Origin of the sequence: Pantoea wallisii, from assembly GCF_002095485.1 — a bacterium.
GTDB lineage: Bacteria > Pseudomonadota > Gammaproteobacteria > Enterobacterales > Enterobacteriaceae > Pantoea > Pantoea wallisii.
Genome location: NZ_MLFS01000073.1, coordinates 1 through 20012, shown reverse-complemented (window position 1 = coordinate 20012; position 20012 = coordinate 1). Strand labels below are relative to the sequence as shown.

At 53.6% G+C, this 20012-nt stretch carries 19 protein-coding genes, 2 pseudogenes and 1 other annotated feature; of the genes and pseudogenes, 14 read left to right on the top strand and 7 right to left on the bottom strand.

Features of this window, described 5'->3' with window-relative positions:
- Positions 1-363: 363 nt before the first annotated feature.
- The 4 genes from yqaB (at position 364) to luxS (ending at position 3657) form a co-directional block, all read left to right on the top strand.
- Complete coding sequence (gene yqaB / locus HA48_RS19570; protein WP_128602796.1) at positions 364-930, top strand: fructose-1-phosphate/6-phosphogluconate phosphatase; 567 nt, start codon at positions 364-366, stop codon at positions 928-930.
- Positions 927-1355, top strand: a complete 429-nt coding sequence (locus tag HA48_RS19565; RefSeq protein ID WP_128602795.1) for a YqaA family protein — start codon at positions 927-929, stop codon at positions 1353-1355. Before yqaB ends, HA48_RS19565 begins: the two co-directional genes overlap by 4 nt.
- Positions 1356-1386: 31 nt before the next feature.
- Positions 1387-2991 (top strand): glutamate--cysteine ligase, encoded by a 1605-nt coding sequence (gshA, locus tag HA48_RS19560; RefSeq protein ID WP_128602794.1) that lies wholly within the window; start codon positions 1387-1389, stop codon positions 2989-2991.
- Between the two features lie 150 nt (positions 2992-3141).
- The gene (gene luxS / locus HA48_RS19555) at positions 3142-3657 is read left to right on the top strand and encodes an S-ribosylhomocysteine lyase (RefSeq protein ID WP_128602793.1); all 516 of its coding nucleotides are present in this window, start codon (positions 3142-3144) and stop codon (positions 3655-3657) included.
- Positions 3658-3708: 51 nt separating this feature from the next.
- Here the strand turns inward: luxS and HA48_RS19550 are convergent, their stop codons facing one another.
- Both HA48_RS19550 and HA48_RS19545 read right to left on the bottom strand, forming a co-directional pair.
- Positions 3709-4995: an HlyC/CorC family transporter gene (locus HA48_RS19550; RefSeq protein WP_128602792.1), complete on the bottom strand. Its 1287-nt coding sequence runs from the start codon at positions 4993-4995 to the stop codon at positions 3709-3711.
- Positions 4996-5008: 13 nt separating this feature from the next.
- Positions 5009-5802, bottom strand: a pseudogene (locus HA48_RS19545) (cytochrome C assembly family protein).
- A gap of 165 nt (positions 5803-5967) precedes the next feature.
- Between HA48_RS19545 and ffh the strand changes: the two are divergent.
- The 5 genes and pseudogenes from ffh (at position 5968) to rplS (ending at position 9479) form a co-directional block, all read left to right on the top strand.
- Positions 5968-7329, top strand: a complete 1362-nt coding sequence (ffh, locus tag HA48_RS19540) for a signal recognition particle protein (protein WP_128602791.1) — start codon at positions 5968-5970, stop codon at positions 7327-7329.
- A gap of 142 nt (positions 7330-7471) precedes the next feature.
- Positions 7472-7720 (top strand): 30S ribosomal protein S16, encoded by a 249-nt coding sequence (rpsP, locus tag HA48_RS19535; RefSeq protein ID WP_007893313.1) that lies wholly within the window; start codon positions 7472-7474, stop codon positions 7718-7720.
- An 18-nt stretch (positions 7721-7738) separates the two neighbouring features.
- Positions 7739-8286 (top strand): annotated as a pseudogene (gene rimM / locus HA48_RS19530) (ribosome maturation factor RimM).
- Positions 8287-8321: 35 nt separating this feature from the next.
- Complete coding sequence (gene trmD / locus HA48_RS19525; protein WP_208613158.1) at positions 8322-9086, top strand: tRNA (guanosine(37)-N1)-methyltransferase TrmD; 765 nt, start codon at positions 8322-8324, stop codon at positions 9084-9086.
- Between the two features lie 42 nt (positions 9087-9128).
- Complete coding sequence (gene rplS, locus HA48_RS19520) at positions 9129-9479, top strand: 50S ribosomal protein L19 (protein ID WP_128602790.1); 351 nt, start codon at positions 9129-9131, stop codon at positions 9477-9479.
- A gap of 57 nt (positions 9480-9536) precedes the next feature.
- On the opposite strand, the gene HA48_RS19515 is transcribed toward rplS, so the two are convergent.
- Positions 9537-10058 (bottom strand): GNAT family N-acetyltransferase, encoded by a 522-nt coding sequence (locus HA48_RS19515; protein WP_128602789.1) that lies wholly within the window; start codon positions 10056-10058, stop codon positions 9537-9539.
- Positions 10059-10358: 300 nt separating this feature from the next.
- Here HA48_RS19515 and HA48_RS19510 point away from each other — a divergent pair, with 300 nt between their 5' ends.
- Both HA48_RS19510 and tyrA read left to right on the top strand, forming a co-directional pair.
- The gene (locus HA48_RS19510) at positions 10359-11438 is read left to right on the top strand and encodes a 3-deoxy-7-phosphoheptulonate synthase (RefSeq protein ID WP_128602788.1); all 1080 of its coding nucleotides are present in this window, start codon (positions 10359-10361) and stop codon (positions 11436-11438) included.
- A gap of 6 nt (positions 11439-11444) precedes the next feature.
- Positions 11445-12566: a bifunctional chorismate mutase/prephenate dehydrogenase gene (tyrA, locus tag HA48_RS19505; RefSeq protein WP_128602787.1), complete on the top strand. Its 1122-nt coding sequence runs from the start codon at positions 11445-11447 to the stop codon at positions 12564-12566.
- A gap of 33 nt (positions 12567-12599) precedes the next feature.
- Here tyrA and pheA read toward each other — a convergent pair whose 3' ends face one another.
- The 4 genes from pheA to bamD all read right to left on the bottom strand — a co-directional run bounded on the left by pheA (position 12600) and on the right by bamD (position 15340).
- Entirely contained in the window at positions 12600-13763 is a 1164-nt protein-coding gene (pheA, locus tag HA48_RS19500) for a bifunctional chorismate mutase/prephenate dehydratase (protein ID WP_128602786.1), read from the bottom strand.
- A 22-nt stretch (positions 13764-13785) separates the two neighbouring features.
- Positions 13786-13910, bottom strand: a sequence feature (Phe leader region).
- On the bottom strand, positions 13862-13909 hold the full coding sequence (pheL, locus tag HA48_RS19495) for a pheA operon leader peptide PheL (RefSeq protein WP_100703679.1): 48 nt from the start codon (positions 13907-13909) through the stop codon (positions 13862-13864). Its footprint overlaps the feature before it by 48 nt.
- 97 nt (positions 13911-14007) lie before the next feature.
- Entirely contained in the window at positions 14008-14334 is a 327-nt protein-coding gene (raiA, locus tag HA48_RS19490; RefSeq protein ID WP_128602785.1) for a ribosome-associated translation inhibitor RaiA, read from the bottom strand.
- Between the two features lie 265 nt (positions 14335-14599).
- A complete protein-coding gene (bamD, locus tag HA48_RS19485; protein ID WP_128602784.1) occupies positions 14600-15340 on the bottom strand; it encodes an outer membrane protein assembly factor BamD in 741 nt (246 codons plus the stop codon).
- 130 nt (positions 15341-15470) lie between these two features.
- Between bamD and rluD the strand changes: the two genes are divergently transcribed.
- From rluD to clpB, 3 genes are all read left to right on the top strand, one after another.
- Positions 15471-16451 carry a 23S rRNA pseudouridine(1911/1915/1917) synthase RluD gene (gene rluD / locus HA48_RS19480; RefSeq protein WP_128602783.1) on the top strand — a complete coding sequence of 327 codons (981 nt, stop codon included), beginning with the start codon at positions 15471-15473 and terminating at the stop codon, positions 16449-16451.
- Entirely contained in the window at positions 16448-17173 is a 726-nt protein-coding gene (yfiH, locus tag HA48_RS19475) for a purine nucleoside phosphorylase YfiH (RefSeq protein WP_128602782.1), read from the top strand. The genes rluD and yfiH overlap by 4 nt, the downstream gene beginning before the upstream one ends.
- A 125-nt stretch (positions 17174-17298) precedes the next feature.
- The gene (clpB, locus tag HA48_RS19470; protein ID WP_128602781.1) at positions 17299-19872 is read left to right on the top strand and encodes an ATP-dependent chaperone ClpB; all 2574 of its coding nucleotides are present in this window, start codon (positions 17299-17301) and stop codon (positions 19870-19872) included.
- Positions 19873-20012: the final 140 nt, after the last annotated feature.

The window sequence follows — 20012 nt, the reverse complement described above, 5'->3', positions numbered from 1 at the left end:
ATCTTCAGATATAGACAGTGCCTCATTGTGTCATGACGTGATAAACGGTCAGGATGCACTAAGGAGGATAACGTTGCATCAGCAACGGCCCGCAGGGCGAGGCGCCAGCCGAGTCATCCTCCTGGATGCACCATTACCTCTCTCACATCAATGTCTGCTCTCCGAATTTTACTCAACACATTTCCCTCTTCGATAAAAAACGCTGAATTTACCGTCATTTATCTTCGGCCGCACGGTCTCACCTTTTTCTGAAAAAGAAAATTGCTAATGCTTTCAAAGCATTTGCGGTTAAGCGTGCCTGGCGACAACCTGAGCGCATTACGCTAAAGTAATGTCTCATTTTGTGGCGCTAATGGAGTGACGATGTACGACCACTATGACGCCCTGATCTTCGATATGGACGGCACTATTCTTGATACTGAGCCGACACATCGAAAAGCCTGGCAGCAGGTGCTCAGCCGCTATGGCTTCACCATGGATGAAGAGAAAATGGTGGGGTTTAATGGCGCACCAACCTGGCAGCTGGCGCAATTTATTCTGCAGGAGAACAATGCGCAGCACGATCCGCATCTGTTAGCGGCAGAAAAGACCGCCGCCCTGAAAGCGATGCTGCTGGAAGATGTGCGTCCGCTGCCGCTGATGGAGGTGGTCAAAGCTTATCACGGCCGTCGTCCAATGGCGGTAGGTACCGGCAGCGAACACAGTTTAGCGAAAGCGCTGCTGGAGGCGCTCAACGTCTATCATCTGTTTGATGCCGTGGTCGGTGCGGATGATGTCCAGCGCCACAAACCCCAGCCAGACACCTTTTTACGCTGCGCGGAATTGATGGGTATTGCGCCCGCACGCTGTGTAGTTTTTGAGGATGCTGACTTTGGCGTGCAGGCAGCTAAAGCAGCGGGCATGGATGTTGTTGATGTCCGTTTACTGTGAATGAACTCCTGACCTATGGATCGTTATTCGCCAGCAGCTTCCTGAGTGCAACACTGCTTCCGGGCAGTTCAGAAGCGCTACTGATTGCTTTGCTGATCGCCCAGAAAGGGTCGATCTCTGGATTGTTATTGGCTGCATCAGTGGGAAACACACTGGGTGGCCTGACCAACATTCTTCTTGGTCGCCTTATGCCGCCAAAAGGGCAGGGGCGATGGCATCACACAGCAATGACGTGGCTACATCGATGGGGCCCTGCAGCACTGCTTTTTAGCTGGCTACCGGTAGTGGGTGACTTACTCTGTGTACTCGCAGGGTGGTTGCGCTTTGCCTGGCTGCCGTCAGTGCTGTTTTTGGCCCTCGGTAAAACGCTGCGTTATATCGTTATCGCGATTGCCACCGTACAAGGTATGCACGGGTGGCATTGATTCGCACAGATTCGAGGCTACGGTTAACATTATGCTGAACAAAAATAAATTATTCTCACAGCGGGAGGTTAATGTGATCCCGGACGTATCAAAAGCGCTCTCTTGGCTGGAAGCGCATCCGGACGCGTTGAAGGGTATCGGCCGTGGCATTGAACGTGAAACTCTGCGCGTCCAGCCGAATGGTCATCTGGCCACAACTGGCCACCCGGAATCGCTCGGCTCGGCGCTCAAGCACGATTGGATTACCACCGATTTTGCTGAAACGCTGCTGGAATTTATCACGCCGGTCGATCAAAACATCGACCGTTCACTGGCGTTCCTGCGCGACATTCACCGCCATGTGGCGCGTGAGCTGGGCCAGGAGCGGATGTGGCCATTCAGTATGCCCGGCTATGTTGATGATGTGGAGAACATTGAGCTGGCCCAGTATGGCACATCGAACATTGGCAAAATGAAAACACTGTACCGCCAGGGCCTGAAGAATCGCTACAGCGCGCTGATGCAGATTATCTCTGGCGTCCATTACAACTTCTCGCTGCCACTCTCGTTCTGGCAGGAGTGGGCGGATGTAAAAGATGCGGAGAGCGGTAAAGAGACGATCTCAGCCGGCTATCTGCGCCTGATTCGCAACTACTATCGTTTTGGTTGGGTCATCCCTTACCTGTTCGGCGCTTCTCCGGCGATCTGCTCCTCGTTCCTGCAGGGTCGCGAGAGCAAGCTGCCGTTTGAGTCTAATGACAAAGGCACGCTGTGGCTGCCTTATGCCACCTCGCTGCGCCTGAGCGATCTGGGTTATACCAATAAATCGCAGAGCAGCCTGGGCATCACCTTCAATTCGCTCGAAGGTTACGTCAATGCGCTGAAAGCGGCGATTAAAACCCCATCGGAAGAGTATGCTGCCATGGGCACTAAAGATGCCGATGGCAACTGGCTGCAGCTGAACACCAACGTGCTGCAGATTGAAAACGAGCTTTATGCGCCCATCCGTCCAAAGCGCGTAACGCGTTCTGGCGAAGCGCCTTCCGACGCGCTGCTGCGCGGTGGTATTGAGTATATTGAAGTGCGCTCGCTGGACATCAACCCCTTCTCCGCGATTGGCGTTGATGCCGATCAGGCGCGTTTCCTCGATCTGTTCCTGATCTGGTGTACGCTGGCCGATGCGCCGGAGATGAGTGCGGATGAACTGCTGTGTAGCCGTAAAAACTGGAACCGCGTGGTGCTGGAAGGGCGTAAACCGGGCCAGGTTATTGGCGTCGGCTGCAGCGATACCGAGCATCCACTGGTTGATGTGGGCAAAGCGTTGTTCGCTGATCTCCGTCGCGTGGCTGAAGTGCTGGATAGCCATGACAGCAGCACGCAATATCAACAGGTGTGCGATCAACTGGTAGCGTCATTTGATGATCCTGAGCTAACCTATTCGGCGCGCATCCTTCACGCCATCAAAGAGAATGGTCTGGCTGGCGCGGGTATCGCCCTGGCGGAGCAGTATCGTCATCTGCTGTGTGAAGAGCCGTTAGAGATTCTCAGCGAAGAGGATTTTAGTCGTCAGGCGCAGGCGTCAGTTGTGGCGCAGCAGAAGCTGGAAGAGAGCGATACGCTGGATTTCGAGAGCTACCTGGCGGGACGTGAAGGCTAGAAAAGAAAATGGCCACATCACTGTGGCCTAAATTAACATCTCTGTTGTCAGGGATGATGATAACAAATGCGCGTCTTTCATATATTCAGACGCTGGATGAACAGAAAAGTTTCATCGATTTAAAAAAAATCTCAAAACAGGAGGTGACGTATGCCACTACTGGATAGTTTTACTGTTGATCACACCATCATGGGCGCGCCAGCGGTTCGCGTGGCAAAGACCATGAATACTCCGCATGGCGATACCATCACCGTTTTTGATCTGCGTTTCTGCCGTCCGAATATCGACATTCTGACCGAACGCGGTATCCACACACTGGAGCATCTGTTTGCCGGCTTTATGCGTAATCACCTGAACGGTGATGGCGTGGAGATTGTGGATATCTCACCGATGGGCTGCCGCACGGGCTTCTACATGAGCCTGATTGGTACGCCTGATGAGCAGCGCGTGGCAAAAGCCTGGAAAGGCGCAATGGAAGATGTGCTGAAGGTAAAAGATCAGAACCAGATTCCTGAGCTGAACGAATATCAGTGCGGTAGTTATAAACTGCACTCGCTGGACGAAGCGCAGCAGATTGCGCGTAACGTGTTGGCGCATGAGATTGGCGTTAACCGCAATGAAGATCTCAAGCTGCCTCCGGAGAAGCTGAAAGAGCTGCATATCTGATTGCCGTCTGTGCAAAAAAACGCCGCAAATTTTGCGGCGTTTTTATTGGTATCACGAACCGACTGAAGATTTCAGCGGCTGGTGCGGCGTAATGCGCACCTGCTTGACCATATTGTCCTGTACATCAAGGATATCGATATCGTAATGGGCTACCTGCACGCGCGTATCGATGCGGGGAATCTCCTCCAGCGCTTCCAGCAGCATACCGTTGATGGTACGTGCTTCGTCCTCGGGAAGCGTCCAGTTAAAGGCTTTATTGATCTCCCGCACGTTGGCGCTGCCTTCAATCAACACGGAGCCATCATTCTGTGGCATCACCTCTTCCGCCAGCGAAGGTGACATGGAGGTTGTGAAGTCACCGACAATCTCCTCCAGAATATCTTCGATAGTCACCAGACCCTTGATATCGCCATACTCATCGACCACCAGGCCAACTTTCTTCTTATTGCGCTGGAATTTTACCAGCTGTACGTTTAGCGGCGTGCCTTCCGGAACGTAGTAGATCTCATCGGCAGCGCGTAGCAGGCGCTCTTTGTTGAACTCTTTCTTCTCGGTCATCATGCGCCAGGCTTCGCGCACGCGCAGCATGCCAACCGCATCATCCAGCGAGTCACGGAACAGCACAATACGGCCATGAGGCGAGTTACTCAGCTGGCGCTCAATCGATTTCCACTCATCATTAATGTTAATCCCGACAATTTCATTACGCGGCACCATGATGTCATCCACGCTGACCTTCTCCAGGTCCAGCACCGACAGCAGCATATCCTGATTGCGGCGTGACATCAGCGTACGTGATTCATACACAATGGTGCGCAACTCTTCCTTGCTCAGCGCTGAGCTGATTGAGCCGTCGGCTTTAATACCCACCATACGCATCAAAATGCGGGTGATGGTATTAAGCAGCCACACCAGCGGCAGCATCACATACTGCAGGGGCATCAGCAGAACGCTACTGGGATAAGCCACTTTCTCCGGATAGAGCGCGGCAATGGTTTTTGGCAGGACCTCCGCAAACACCAGGACGACAAACGTCAGGATGCCAGTGGCAATCGCCACACCGGCATCACCGTACAGACGCATCCCGACAATGGTGCCAAGCGCGGACGCCAGGATATTAACGAGGTTGTTACCAATCAGCACCAGGCTGATGAGCCGATCGGGACGGCGCAGCAGTTTTTCGACCCGGCGCGCGCTGCGGTTGCCGCTTTTGGCTTTGTGACGCAGTTTATAGCGATTGAGTGTCATCATGCCGGTCTCTGAACCTGAGAAGTAGGCAGAGACCAGGACCATGATGACCAGCGTAATGATCAGCGTGGTGGTTGAAACATGTTCCAACGCAAAAATTCCTTTAGTGAGAAGTGAGCAGGTGCTGCAGAGCGCGGCTGCCGAAGTAGGCCATGGTCAGCAGCAGCGCACCGCCGCAGTTGAACCAGACCACGCGGCGTCCGCGCCAGCCCTCGTGATAGTGCCCCCAGAGCAGGACGATATAGACAAACCAGGCAATGATTGAGAGCACCGCTTTATCAATGTTCTCTGCGCTGAACAGATTGTTCATAAAGAACAGGCCGGTGCACAGCACCAGCGTCAGCAGCACAACACCGATCTGCGTGATGTGAAACATCTTGCGTTCGATGCTCAGCAGCGGCGGCATGTCCTGAGTGAATGCCAGCTTTTTGTTTTTCAACTGGTAGTCAATCCACGCCAGCTGCAGCGCATAGAGCGCGGCAATGATCAGCGTAGCATAGGCAAACAGCGACAGGCCGATGTGTACCATCATGCCTGGCGTGGTTTCCAGGTGCGTAATAAAAGCATTCGGCACAAACGTGGCAAAGGCGAGGTTGATCAGGCAAAGCCATAGACGATCGGCAACAGTAGCCAGCCGCGGTTACGCGAGGCCACGATCGTCATGATCGCGCAGATCAACAAGCTCACCAGCGAGCCAATATTCAGCAGGCTGAGGTTTTGTCCGTTATCAATGGCGAAAATACGCTGCTGTAGCGCAATCGCATGGGCGATCAACGCCACGCAGGCCGAAAGCACGGCAAAACGACGCCAGCCACCGTTGCGTTTCAGCAGGCTGGGAATGATCAATGCAAGACTGAGGGAGTAGGCGAACAGCGCCACGATCGCGAAAACGAACATAGATCCTTTCAGGTATCGGTCAGATAAGGAAAAAGCAGTATAGCGCCCGCGGCAGCAGGCTCCAAACGATCTGACGGTCAATTGCAGAGATCGGCCAGCCTTCGTGTTATAATCCGCCGCATTGTGTCGCCCTGGCGGCCTCGCTACGCTATTAAGTGAGAGAGCATGTTTGATAATTTAACCGATCGTTTATCGCAATCCCTGCGCAATATCAGCGGCCGCGGAAGGCTGACCGAAGACAACATCAAAGACACCCTGCGTGAAGTGCGCATGGCGCTGCTTGAAGCAGACGTTGCGTTGCCGGTGGTGCGTGAATTTATCAACCGCGTGAAAGAAGCTGCGGTTGGCCACGATGTGAATAAAAGCCTGACGCCGGGTCAGGAGTTCATCAAAATCGTGCGCAACGAACTGGTTGCCGCGATGGGCGCCGAAAACAATGCGCTGAATCTCAACGCTCAGCCGCCAGCTGTGGTGCTGATGGCGGGTCTGCAGGGTGCCGGTAAAACCACCAGCGTGGGTAAGCTCGGTAAATTCCTGCGTGAAAAGCACAAGAAAAAAGTGCTGGTGGTCTCCGCTGACGTTTACCGCCCGGCGGCTATCAAACAGCTGGAGACGCTGGCGCAGCAGGTTGGCGTAGATTTCTGCCCGTCCGATCTGAGCCAGAAGCCGGTTGATATTGTTCAGAACGCGCTGAAAGAAGCCAGACTCAAGTTTTACGATGTGCTGCTGGTGGATACCGCCGGTCGCTTGCACGTTGATGAAGCGATGATGGACGAAATCAAACAGGTGCACGCCGCGATCAATCCGGTGGAGACACTGTTTGTCGTCGATGCCATGACCGGTCAGGATGCCGCGAACACCGCAAAAGCATTCAACGAAGCGCTGCCGCTGACGGGTGTGATTCTGACGAAAGTGGACGGTGATGCACGCGGTGGTGCGGCGCTCTCTATCCGTCATATCACCGGCAAGCCGATCAAGTTTATGGGGATGGGCGAAAAGACCGATGCGCTGGAAGCGTTCTATCCGGATCGTATCGCGTCGCGCATTCTGGGTATGGGCGACGTGCTGTCGCTGATCGAAGATATCGAAAGCAAAGTTGACCGCGATCAGGCCGAGAAGCTGGCGAAGAAACTGAAAACCGGCGATGGCTTTGATCTCAACGACTTCCTTGAGCAGCTCAAGCAGATGCGTAACATGGGCGGTATGGCCAGCCTGATGGGCAAACTGCCTGGCATGGGCCAGCTGCCGGATAACGTGAAATCGCAGATGGATGACAAGGTTCTGGTACGCATGGAAGCCATCATCAACTCAATGACGCGTAAAGAGCGCGAGAAGCCGGAAATCATCAAAGGCTCACGCAAACGCCGCATTGCAACCGGCTCTGGCATGCAGGTGCAGGACGTTAACCGCTTACTGAAGCAGTTCGACGATATGCAGCGCATGATGAAGAAAATGAAGAAGGGTGGCATGGCCAAAATGATGCGTGGCATGAAAGGCATGATGCCGCCTGGATTCCCTGGCCGCTAAGGTGGCTACCGAAAAGCCGGAAAATTGACACGCTCAGGTTGCTTTTTGCGCCAAAATGAGTAAAATTTTCGGGCTTTTTATATCGCGCTCGGGCCCCGTTCCTCGATGGGGCCCGAGCGCTTTATTAACTAATGAGGATGTTATGGTAACAATTCGTTTGGCACGTCACGGCGCTAAAAAGCGTCCGTTCTATCAGGTCGTCGTTACTGACAGCCGTAATGCTCGTAATGGTCGTTTCATCGAGCGCGTAGGTTTCTTCAACCCGATCGCTTCTGGTCAGGCTGAAGGTCTGCGTCTGGATCTGGACCGTATTGAGCACTGGGTTGGCCAGGGCGCAACGCTTTCTGATCGCGTAAATGCGCTGATCAAAGAAGCAAAAAAAGCAGCTTAATCTGTCACGGTGGTGAGCATGAGCAATAAACCTGCCGCACAGCCTCCTGTTAACCCGATTGTATTGGGTAAAATGGGAGCCGCTTACGGGATTCGGGGTTGGCTCAAAGTGTTTTCCTCCACTGAAGACGCTGAAAGCATCTTCGACTATCAACCTGGTTCATCCAGCGCGCCGGTAAATGGCAGCAGGTCGAACTGGACGGTTGGAAGCACCACAATCAGGATCTGATCATCAAAGTCAAAGGCATTGACGATCGGGATGCTGCGGCACAGTTAACCAATTGCGAAATTACGGTTGACTCAGCGCAGCTGCCAGCGCTGGATGAGGGCGATTACTACTGGAAGGACCTTATGGGTTGTAAAGTGGTAAACCTCGAAGGCTACGAGATGGGTAAAGTCATTGATTTGATGGAGACCGGCTCGAACGACGTACTCGTCGTTAAGGCAAACCTGAAAGATGCATTCGGTGTACAGGAGCGGTTAATACCGTTTCTTGATGAACAGGTTATCAAGAAAGTCGATCTCGCTACTGGCACTATTGAAGTAGATTGGGATCCTGGTTTTTGATCTCCGGACAATCCGGTAACGTAACGGCGAACGCGATGTGGATTGGTGTTATTAGCCTGTTTCCAGAGATGTTTCGCGCTATTACCGAGTACGGGGTAACTGGCCGGGCAGTAAAAAATGGCCTGCTCAACATTGAAAGCTGGAGTCCTCGTGACTTCACGCATGACCGGCACCGTACCGTGGACGATCGTCCTTACGGCGGCGGACCGGGAATGTTGATGATGGTGCAACCCTTACGGGATGCTATCCACGCAGCGAAAGCGGCGGCGGGAGAGGGCGCTAAGGTGATCTACCTTTCACCTCAGGGACGCAAACTTGACCAACAGGGCGTTTGCGAACTGGCGACCCATCAGAAGTTGATTCTGGTGTGCGGTCGCTATGAAGGTATTGATGAGCGCGTGATTCACACCGAGATTGATGAAGAGTGGTCAATCGGTGATTACGTACTCAGCGGCGGTGAGCTGCCAGCCATGACGTTGATTGACTCGGTCGCCCGGTTTATTCCTGGCGTATTGGGGAAACAGGCGTCAGCCGATGAGGATTCATTCTCGGATGGTTTGCTGGATTGCCCGCACTATACCCGACCTGAAGTGTTAGAAGGGATGGAGGTTCCGTCAGTTCTGCTGTCGGGCAACCATGCCGATATTCGCCGCTGGCGCCTGAAACAGTCGCTGGGCCGTACCTGGCTGAGAAGACCTGAACTTCTGGAAAACCTGGCTCTGACTGAAGAGCAAGCACGGTTGCTAAATGAGTTCCAGCGGGAACATCAGCAGCAACAAAACGATGAGGCGGAAGAGTAATCTTCCCTGACTATCAGTTTACCCAGGATATGAGATTTAATTATGAGCAACATTATTAAGCAACTTGAACAAGAGCAGATGAAGCAGGACGTACCTTCATTCCGTCCGGGTGATTCCGTGGAAGTGAAAGTATGGGTCGTTGAAGGTTCTAAAAAACGTCTGCAGGCATTCGAGGGCGTGGTTATCGCTATTCGTAACCGCGGTCTGCACTCTGCATTCACTGTTCGTAAGATTTCTAACGGCGAAGGCGTTGAGCGTGTCTTCCAGACTCACTCTCCGGTAGTTGACAGCATTACTGTCAAACGTCGTGGTGCTGTGCGTAAAGCCAAACTGTACTATCTGCGTGAGCGTACTGGTAAGTCTGCTCGTATCAAAGAGCGTCTTGGCGCTTAAGCGACATCTCAAAGTTAATAGCAAACAAGGGGTTGGCCTGATGGCCAGCCCCTTTTTTTATGGGCGATTCAGATGGTAAATGGCGGTATTCACCGGCCCGCTCTCCAGGACAATCAAGCCGTAGCGATAATCGATAAATTCAAAACCGCTGCGTAAAGCGACACGACGGCTGGCCCGATTATCAGCCGCGGCAAGAATCTCCAGCCGGTTAATGTCCGGATGGGTAAAGCCGAAATCAACCAGCTGCGCCACGGCACGCGTAGCAACACCCTGTCTTTGCGCATCGCTGCGCACCCAGTAACCGAGAGCGCTACATTCACCGGGCTGACGGGCAAAGCGCAAACCGGCACCGCCCAGCAAACGATCGTTGCCATCAACAATGGCGAACTCTTCCGCCTCAGCGTTGCTGCGTTGTAGATCAGTGAAATTGATCCAGCTGGCCGCTTCATTTGCCTGATAATCAGCATGAGCCCACACCATCCACGGCTGCAGGCTCTCCAGGGAATCATTAACCGCTCGGGTAAACGCTTCGACATCCTGCAATGTGAATGGGCGCAGGGTGACAACTGAAATTGACATAGCGCGCTCCCTTATAAATTTCCAGATAACAGGATGTTAGCTGTATCGGGCATAAAAAGCAGCCTTACGTTAAAATGAAGTGTAATTAATAGTTTACATTATTGATGTTGTGCTATGGTTCCAATGCTCTGATCAATATATTGATAAATATCATATTATTTATATATTCTTGTGTTCGTTAATACATGTGGTAATAAAAGTGTACATTCATGGATTGCTTGCTGTACACAGTGTGATAAAGTAAGCGTCATCCTCAGTGAGGATCATTACCCGCATAACGAGTGAAAAAGGATCGCAATCATGCAAAAAGACGCGCTGAACAATGTGCACATCGCTGATGAACAAATCTTAATTACGCCACAAGAGCTGAAGGCAAAATTCCCGCTGACCGCCGCCCAGGAGGCGCAGATTGCCGCTTCCCGCCAGACGATTGCGGATATTATTGCCGGCCGCGATCCGCGCCTGCTGGTGGTGTGTGGTCCTTGTTCGATCCACGATCCGGAAGCGGCACTTGATTACGCTCGTCAGCTACAGGCTCTTTCTGCACAGTTGAAGGATCAGCTGTACATCGTTATGCGCGTCTATTTTGAAAAACCTCGTACCACCGTCGGCTGGAAGGGGCTAATCAACGATCCTTACATGAATAACTCGTTTGATATGGAAGCCGGGCTGCACATTGCGCGTCAGCTGCTGGTGAACCTGGTGGAGATGGGCCTGCCGCTGGCGACAGAAGCGCTGGACCCTAACAGCCCGCAATACCTTGGCGATCTGTTCAGCTGGTCAGCTATTGGCGCACGCACTACCGAATCACAAACCCACCGTGAGATGGCGTCTGGCCTTTCCATGCCGGTGGGGTTCAAAAACGGTACCGATGGGAGCCTTGGCACCGCCATCAATGCCATGCGCGCTGCCGCAATGCCGCACCGCTTTGTCGGCATCAATCAGGCAGGGCAGGTGTGCCTGTTACAAACGCAGGGCAACCCGGATGGACACGTAATTCTGCGCGGCGGCAAAGCACCCAATTACGGCCCGGAAGATGTCGCCCAGTGTGAAAAAGAGATGCTCAAAGCGGGACTGCGTCCGGCCTTAATGATAGATTGCAGCCATGGTAATTCTAACAAAGACTATCGCCGTCAGCCTGGCGTCGCCGAATCGGCTGTCGCGCAGATTAAAGATGGAAACCGCTCCATCATTGGCCTGATGCTGGAGAGCAATATTCATGAAGGCAACCAGTCTTCTGAGCAAGCGCGTAGCGAGATGAAGTATGGCGTTTCCGTCACTGATGCCTGCATTAACTGGGAAACGACTGAAACCTTGCTGCGTGAAATCCATCAGGATCTGCAGGGAGTGCTGTCGGCGCGTCTGTCACACGAGGTGTAATGAATCATGGTGGCTGAACTGACCGCGCTGCGCGATCAAATTGATGAAGTGGATAAAGCCCTGCTTGGGCTGCTGGCCAAACGACTTGAGCTGGTGGCCGAGGTTGGCGAAGTCAAAAGTCGTTATGGTTTGCCGATCTATGTTCCTGAGCGTGAGGCCAGTATGCTGGCTTCACGTCGTCAGGAGGCTGAGGCGCTTGGCGTATCACCGGATTTGATCGAGGATGTCCTGCGCCGTCTGATGCGTGAATCATACGCACATGAAAATGATAAAGGCTTCAAAACGCTGTGCCCAACGCTGCGCCCGGTAGTGATCGTCGGCGGTAGCGGCCAGATGGGGCGGCTGTTTGAAAAAATGCTCACGTTGTCCGGATACCAGGTGCGTATTCTGGATAAGGATGACTGGCCTCAGGCAGACGACCTGCTGCGCGATGCTGGCATGGTGATCATCAGCGTGCCAATTCATCTGACGGAGAAGATCATTGCCGATCTGCCGCCGCTGCCCGATGACTGTATTCTGGTTGATCTGGCGTCAGTGAAGAATCGCCCGTTACAGGCGATGCTGGCAGCGCATCATGGCCCGGTGCTGGGCCTGCATCCGATGTTTGGCCCGGACAGCGGCAGTCTGGCGAAGCAGGTGGTTGTCTGGTGCGACGGCCGGCAGCCGGAAGCTTATCAGTGGTTCCTTGAGCAGATTCAGGTATGGGGCGCGCGGCTCCACCGCATCAGCGCCGTGGAGCACGACCAGAATATGGCCTTTATTCAGGCGTTGCGCCACTTCGCGACCTTTGCTTATGGACTGCATCTGGCCGAAGAGAATGTGAATCTGGACCAGCTTCTGGCGCTCTCATCCCCTATTTATCGTCTGGAACTGGCGATGGTAGGCCGACTGTTTGCGCAGGACCCGCAGCTGTATGCTGATATCATTATGTCTTCAGAGAGCAATCTGGCATTGATCAAGCGTTACTATCAGCGCTTTGGTGAGGCGATAAAACTGCTGGAGCAGGGCGATAAACAGGCATTCATCGACAGCTTTGAGCGGGTTGAACACTGGTTTGGCGATTACGCCAAACGTTTTCTGGTGGAAAGCCGTAGCATGTTGCGATCGGCTAACGATAGCCGGCAGTAAAATATCAGGGCATCCGCGAGGATGCCCTTTTGCTTACAGGCGCGGCTCTACCGGCACGACGTTTTCGCCCGGATAACAGCCAAGAACTTTTAACGAACGCGTCAGGCCACGTAACTCTTCTAACGCCAGTTGCATCTCCTCTGACTGCAGATTGCCCTGCACATCAATATAAAACATCTCTTCCCACGGGTTACCGTTGATTGGGCGGTTCTCCAGTTTACTCATAATCAGATTGTGATTACGCAGCACCAGCAGTGCCTCAACCAGCGCACCGGCCTGCTGTCCCGTGGCCATGATAAGCGTGGTTTTCGCCGGCACCTGGCTGGATACATCAATTGGCTTACGTGCCAGCACGATGAATCGCGTATGGTTCTGCTGCTGATTCGCCAGGTTCCGCTCCAGCACCTGCAGGCCGTACAGTTCGCCGCCGGCTTCACTTCCCAGCGCTGCGACTTTCGGCGAATGCATTGCTGCCACTTTCTCCATCGCCGCGGCGGTGCTTTCGGTATACTCAATCTTCCACTGCGGGAAGCGATTGATGAACTGGCTGCACTGCTGGAAAGGCTGTGGATGGCTATAGACGATCTCAATCTGCTGCAGATCGGTGTTGCCGTTAACCAGGACGCAGTGCTCAATCGGGATGGTCAATTCGCCCACAATAGAGAGTGAGGTCTGCTGCAGCAAATCGTAGACATCGTTGATGGAACCCGAGCTGGTGTTCTCAATTGGCATCACGGCGTAGTCGGCCTGTCCGCTCTCAACCTGCTGAATGATGTCATGGAACTTCAGGCAGCCCATCTCCACCATTGAATCGAAGTGGCGTGCGGCATACTTACGTGCTGCAAGGTGGGAGTACGAGCCCTTTGGACCGAGAAAGGCAATACGCGGCGAGAGCGCATGGGGGTGATTGAGGTTTTTTTGCAGCAGCGCCTGCTGGGTTAAAACGGAATCTTCAATGATCAGTTGAAACAGGCGCGTAATGTAATGCGCATCCAGATGATGTTTTTTGCCCAGCTCAATCAAATTTTCCAGCAGGGCTCGTTCGCGTTCCACATCGCGAATGGGACGATGGGTAGCCAGTTTAGCCTGCGCCACTTCAATAGCCAGCGAACGACGTTCGGACAGCAGCGTTAACAGTCTGGTATCAACGGCGCTGATTTTATCGCGCAGGGCCAGTAGCGGATTCTCGGGGGTCATAGGGCTCACCTGTAAAATGTCCAATAAAAAAGCCTCCCGTTTGGGAGGCTTTGTTGTTCGTCTTCGCATTCATTTTCACATGACGAATCGCCTCCCAATCAGGGGAAGGTAAAAAAGAATGCGAAGAAAAACGGCAGATGTTTCATGGTGGATTCCGGCAGTTAAGTGACCTGAGATTAACCGCACTGCTTAAAAGCTGTCAATAAAAAACGCGCCCTCGGGCGCGTTGCTGAAAAATGGCAGATTACTCCGCGGGCATGAAATCTTTCACGCTGGTCGTTGCGCGACGCGCTTCAGGTTTGTGCTGCGCCTTATTGAGTTGTCGCTCCAGCTTGGCGATAAGATCATTGATCGCCGTATACATATCATCATGTTTCGCGCTGGCGATCAGCGTGCCATTAGGTGTATTGATCGTAGCGTCCGCCACGAATTCTTTTGGCTCTTTCGATAACACAATGTGCGGGTTTATCAGGTGGGCTTGCCATTTTTCCAGCTTGGCGAGACGGTCTTCGACATGGTTGCGGATAGCCGCAGTGATTTCCATTTGTTTGCTGGTAATGTTCAGAATCATAAGTAAACCTCTCTGTCATTTCCGTCTGGGTAGGACCAGCATACCGCAGCAAACAGGAAATTATGTGATCTGGATCACATTAGAATGTCACTTTTTGTCAATGCCGGCGAATTGTGAGAAAGGCTGGGAAAAAGGTGAAAATCACTTGCCGGGTAAAGGTGTACAGGGCAAGATTGATGAGTTAACCGCAGCGGAAACAGAGCAAATACTGGCTTCCGGGAAAAAAAAAGCAGCCGCGCAGGCTGCTTTTTTATTATCAGGTCAATCAGGCTGGATTATTAGCCGCGATGATTTTCGCCACTTTGTCCGCTTCAGCCGTGAGCTGCAGCTGACGATAAGCATTTTCCATCAACGGCAACGCGTCATGCGTGGCCTGCGTATCCGGATAATCACGCATCATTCCCTCTACACGGTTAACAACGGCGACATAGGCACCGCGTTTAGTATAGAATTGCGCCACCGAGAGCTCATATTTCGCTAGACGCTCTTTCAGGAAAGCCAGACGTTTCTGAGCATCTGCAGCGTACTGGCTGTTTGGATAGCTACGTACCAGCTGCGAGAAGTCACGAAACGCATCGCGTGCGTGCGTAGGATCGCGATCGGAACGATCAACACCGAAGAAGCCCTGCAGCGCGGAGTCATCCAGCGCCATATCGGTCAGGCCTTTCATGTAGATGACATAATCGATATTTGGGTGTGTTGGATTCAGACGCATAAAGCGGGAGATCGCGGCTTGCGCCAGTGGCAGGTCGGCATTTTTGTAGTACGCGTAGATCAAATCCAGCTGCACTTGCTGCGAGTAAGGACCAAATGGATAGCGGTTATCCAGCGCTTCCAGTTGCTTAATCGCCGCTTTAAAGTTACCGTCCTGCAGCTTTTGCTGAGCTGTGGCGTAAATTTCAGACGGCGGGCTGTCCGGGACCGGGTCCGATGAGCCGGAGCAGCCCACCAGTGCCAGACTCAGGCTCAGTGTGGCTGCAGCCACCAGATGTTTCATACGCGTCATGACGAAATGATTATCCTCAAAGTGTTATGGCGGAAGCTGTCCGTATAGCTCCCGGTAATGACCAGGTACGATAGCACATTATATTAAACGGCATCGCCGTGAAAACCCAACGTTAACGAAGAAGCTGTATATGGCACAACAAGTTCAACTCACCGCAACGGTGTCCGAAGCACAACTTGGACAACGCTTAGATCAGACTTTGGCGGAATTGTTCCCTGATTATTCACGTTCCCGCATAAAAGAGTGGATTCTCGAGCGCCGGGTCAGCGTCAACGGCACCATCATCGATAAACCTAAAGAGAAAGTATTAGGCGGTGAGCTGGTATCCATTGATGCTGAGATCGAAGAAGAGCAGCGCTGGGAAGCGCAAAACATCCCACTTAACATCGTTTATGAAGATGACCATATTCTGGTGATCAACAAACCACGCGATCTGGTGGTACATCCGGGGGCAGGTAATCCGGATGGCACCATTCTGAATGCGCTGCTGTATCACTATCCGCCGATTGCCGATGTGCCGCGCGCGGGTATTGTCCATCGTCTTGATAAAGACACGACCGGCCTGATGGTAGTCGCAAAAACCGTGCCGGCGCAGACGCACCTGGTGGAGACGCTGCAGCTGCGTGAAATCACCCGTGAATATGAAGCGGTCGCGATTGGCACCATGACGGCGGGAGGAACGGTGGACGAGCCGATGGCGCGCCACTCAACCAAGCGCACCCATATGGCCGTTCATCCTATGGGCAAGCCGGCAACCACGCACTATCGCATCATGGAGCACTTCCGTGCGCACACCCGGTTGCGGTTGCGTCTGGAAACCGGGCGTACTCACCAGATCCGCGTACACATGGCGCATATCAACCATCCGCTGGTGGGCGATCCGCTTTATGGTGGCCGTCCGCGTCCGCCAAAAGGGGCATCGGAAGCGTTCATTACGACGCTGCGCGGCTTTGACCGCCAGGCGCTGCACGCCACCATGCTGCGTCTTTATCATCCCATTACGGGTATTGAGATGGAATGGCACGCGCCGTTGCCGCAGGACATGGTGGATCTGATCGATGCATTGAAAGCGGATACCGATGAGTTCCGTGAGCAGATGGACTGGTTATGAGTGAGTGGATCATCCCGGACTGGCCTGCACCGCAGCGTGTCCGGGCGTGTTCTACCACCCGGCAGGGCGGCGTCAGCCTGGCGCCCTGGGACTCACTGAATCTCGGCATGCACGTAGGCGATCGTATGGCAGATGTCGCGCAGAATCGTCAGCGACTGGTCGATGCGCACCTGCCGGCGATGCCGCAATGGCTGGAACAAGTGCACGGCCAGGCTGTTGTGCGTCTGCCCGCGGCAGAGACGCAGCCACGCGCAGATGCCGCCATCACGCGTGAGAGCGGGGTGGTGTGTGCAGTGATGACGGCAGATTGCCTGCCAGTGCTTTTTTGCAGTCAGGATGGCAGTGAAGTGGCCGCCGCACATGCAGGCTGGCGTGGTTTGTGTCACGGCGTGCTGGAGCATACGCTGGCGCAGTTTCACTGCCCGGCGCATGAGATCCACGCCTGGCTGGGACCTGCAATTGGTCCACAGGCTTTTGAGGTAGGTGCAGAGGTGCGTGCCGCTTTTATGGCGCAGGATCCACGCGCCGATGTCGCTTTCCGGCCAGCAGGAAGTAAATACTTTGCCGATATCTGGCTGCTGGCGCGCCAGCGTCTGATGGCGGCTGGCCTGCAATCCATCAGCGGAACCCTGCGTTGTACCTATAGTGAAACGGCCGATTTTTTCTCCTACCGACGCGATGGCACAACCGGGCGTATGGCAACTTTGGTGTGGCTACGTTAACCTTACGCCGCAAGACGATCCAGAAAGCGTATTTTTTGCTCACGGCTCAGGTCATTAACCTTGAAAATTTGAGGGATGACCTCATTTAATCTCCAGTAGCATTTTGACCTGTAATGGGAGGAATCATGCGTCTGGATCGTCTTACCAACAAATTCCAGTTGGCCCTTGCTGATGCACAGTCCCTTGCTCTGGGACACGATAATCAATTCATTGAACCCCTTCATGTGATGAGCGCACTGCTCAATCAGGAAGGCGGATCGGTGCGCCCGCTCTTAACCGCAGCGGGTGCCGATGTTGCTGGTCTGCGTACCAGCATTGAACAAGGTATTAACCGTTTACCGCAGGTAGAGGGCACCGACGGAGATGTACAGCCGTCAGCCGATTTAGTTCGGGTGCTGAATCTGTGCGACAAGCTGGCGCAAAAGCGCGGCGACAACTTTATATCATCTGAATTATTTGTTCTGGCGGCCCTTGATTCACGCGGCTCGCTGGCTGATTTACTTAAATCGGCTGGCGCAACCCCGGAAAAACTCGCTAAGGCCATCGAGCAACTGCGGGGAGGAGAGAACGTGAACGATCAGGGGGCTGAAGATCAGCGCCAGGCTTTGAAGAAATACACCATCGATCTGACTGAGCGTGCTGAGCTTGGCAAGCTGGATCCGGTGATTGGCCGTGACGAAGAGATTCGCCGCACTATTCAGGTTTTACAACGTCGAACCAAAAACAACCCGGTTCTGATTGGTGAGCCTGGCGTCGGTAAAACCGCGATTGTAGAAGGTCTGGCACAGCGCATTATCAATGGCGAAGTACCGGAAGGCCTGAAAGGGCGCCGCGTACTGGCGCTGGATATGGGTGCGCTGGTGGCCGGGGCGAAATATCGCGGTGAGTTTGAAGAGCGCCTGAAAGGCGTACTGAACGATCTGGCGAAGCAGGAAGGCAATGTCATCCTGTTTATCGACGAGCTGCACACCATGGTCGGTGCGGGTAAAGCGGACGGTGCGATGGATGCCGGCAACATGCTGAAACCTGCGCTGGCACGCGGTGAGCTGCACTGCGTTGGTGCCACCACGCTGGACGAGTACCGCCAGTATATTGAGAAGGATGCCGCACTGGAACGCCGTTTCCAGAAGGTATTCGTGGCTGAGCCAAGCGTGGAAGATACCATCGCCATTCTGCGTGGGCTGAAAGAGCGCTATGAGCTGCATCACCATGTACAGATTACTGACCCGGCTATCGTCGCGGCGGCGACGCTTTCGCACCGCTATATTGCCGACCGTCAGCTACCGGACAAGGCCATTGACCTTATTGATGAGGCAGCTTCCAGTATCCGTTTGCAGATTGATTCCAAACCGGAGCCGCTGGACCGCCTTGAGCGGCGCATCATCCAGCTCAAGCTGGAGCAGCAGGCGCTGAAGAAAGAGTCTGATGACGCCAGCGTGAAGCGTCTGGAGATGCTGGAAACGGAACTCGACCAGAAAGAGCGTGAATACGCCGAACTGGAGGAGGAGTGGAAAGCTGAGAAAGCCTCGCTGACCGGTACGCAGAACATTAAAGCGGAGCTGGAACAAGCGCGACTGGCGATGGAGCAGGCGCGTCGTACCGGCGATCTGGGCCAGATGTCCGAATTACAGTACGGTAAAATTCCGGCGCTGGAGAAACAGCTGGCGAGTGCCACACAGTCTGAAGGTAAAACCATGAAGCTGTTACGCAACCGCGTAACTGATGTGGAGATTGCTGACGTACTGGCGCGCTGGACCGGTATTCCGGTGGCACGCATGATGGAGGGCGAGCGCGATAAGCTGCTGCGCATGGAGCAGGAGCTGCACGCACGAGTGATTGGCCAGAATGAAGCGGTTGAAGCGGTATCCAATGCCATTCGCCGTAGCCGTGCCGGACTTTCCGATCCTAATCGTCCTATCGGCTCGTTCCTGTTCCTCGGCCCGACCGGGGTAGGTAAAACCGAGTTGTGCAAAGCGCTGGCTAACTTCCTGTTCGATAGCGATGACGCCATGGTGCGTATCGATATGTCGGAGTTTATGGAGAAACACTCCGTCTCGCGTCTGGTCGGTGCACCTCCGGGCTATGTCGGTTATGAAGAGGGCGGTTATTTGACAGAAGCGGTACGCCGTCGCCCTTATTCAGTGATTCTGCTGGATGAAGTCGAAAAGGCGCATCCGGATGTGTTCAACATTCTGCTGCAGGTACTGGATGATGGACGTCTGACGGATGGTCAGGGTCGAACCGTGGATTTCCGTAACACGGTAGTGATCATGACCTCCAACCTTGGCTCGGATCTTATCCAGGAACGTTTTGGTTCGCTTGATTATCCGGAGATGAAAGAAGTAGTGATGTCTGTTGTAGCGCATCACTTCCGGCCAGAGTTCATTAACCGTATCGATGAGGTGGTGGTATTCCATCCGCTTGGCGAGCAGCACATCGCTTCAATTGCGAAAATCCAGCTGCAGCGTCTGTATCATCGTCTGGAAGAGCGCGGCTACCAGCTGCATATCTCTGAAGATGCACTGAAACTGCTGGGCGAAAATGGTTACGATCCGGTTTACGGTGCGCGGCCATTGAAACGCGCTATCCAGCAACAGATAGAAAACCCACTGGCACAGAAGATACTTTCGGGTGCTTTTGTTCCGGGTAAGACTATCGAAATGGACGTAAAAGATGATGTGATTACCGCACATCAGTGATGCTGAGTTAAGAAAAACGGGCCTGCGGGCCCGTTTTTTGTTTCTGCATCACAAGAATTTGCTGCTTTTTGCAACGTATCGCCTGGAAACTGAGCGGTCGTGCAAAAACTTCAAATTAGCACTTGTCAGCTGAAACGAAC

Bases quoted from the DNA above. Each gene is read 5' to 3' on its own strand.
- yqaB (WP_128602796.1), top strand. From the start codon at position 364: ATGTACGACCACTATGACGCCCTGATCTTCGATATGGACGGCACTATT.
- gshA (WP_128602794.1), top strand. From the start codon at position 1,387: ATGCTGAACAAAAATAAATTATTCTCACAGCGGGAGGTTAATGTGATC.
- luxS (WP_128602793.1), top strand. From the start codon at position 3,142: ATGCCACTACTGGATAGTTTTACTGTTGATCACACCATCATGGGCGCG.
- ffh (WP_128602791.1), top strand. From the start codon at position 5,968: ATGTTTGATAATTTAACCGATCGTTTATCGCAATCCCTGCGCAATATC.
- rpsP (WP_007893313.1), top strand. From the start codon at position 7,472: ATGGTAACAATTCGTTTGGCACGTCACGGCGCTAAAAAGCGTCCGTTC.
- trmD (WP_208613158.1), top strand. From the start codon at position 8,322: ATGTGGATTGGTGTTATTAGCCTGTTTCCAGAGATGTTTCGCGCTATT.
- rplS (WP_128602790.1), top strand. From the start codon at position 9,129: ATGAGCAACATTATTAAGCAACTTGAACAAGAGCAGATGAAGCAGGAC.
- HA48_RS19515 (WP_128602789.1), bottom strand. From the start codon at position 10,058: ATGTCAATTTCAGTTGTCACCCTGCGCCCATTCACATTGCAGGATGTC.
- HA48_RS19510 (WP_128602788.1), top strand. From the start codon at position 10,359: ATGCAAAAAGACGCGCTGAACAATGTGCACATCGCTGATGAACAAATC.
- tyrA (WP_128602787.1), top strand. From the start codon at position 11,445: ATGGTGGCTGAACTGACCGCGCTGCGCGATCAAATTGATGAAGTGGAT.
- pheA (WP_128602786.1), bottom strand. From the start codon at position 13,763: ATGACCCCCGAGAATCCGCTACTGGCCCTGCGCGATAAAATCAGCGCC.
- raiA (WP_128602785.1), bottom strand. From the start codon at position 14,334: ATGATTCTGAACATTACCAGCAAACAAATGGAAATCACTGCGGCTATC.
- bamD (WP_128602784.1), bottom strand. From the start codon at position 15,340: ATGACGCGTATGAAACATCTGGTGGCTGCAGCCACACTGAGCCTGAGT.
- rluD (WP_128602783.1), top strand. From the start codon at position 15,471: ATGGCACAACAAGTTCAACTCACCGCAACGGTGTCCGAAGCACAACTT.
- yfiH (WP_128602782.1), top strand. From the start codon at position 16,448: ATGAGTGAGTGGATCATCCCGGACTGGCCTGCACCGCAGCGTGTCCGG.
- clpB (WP_128602781.1), top strand. From the start codon at position 17,299: ATGCGTCTGGATCGTCTTACCAACAAATTCCAGTTGGCCCTTGCTGAT.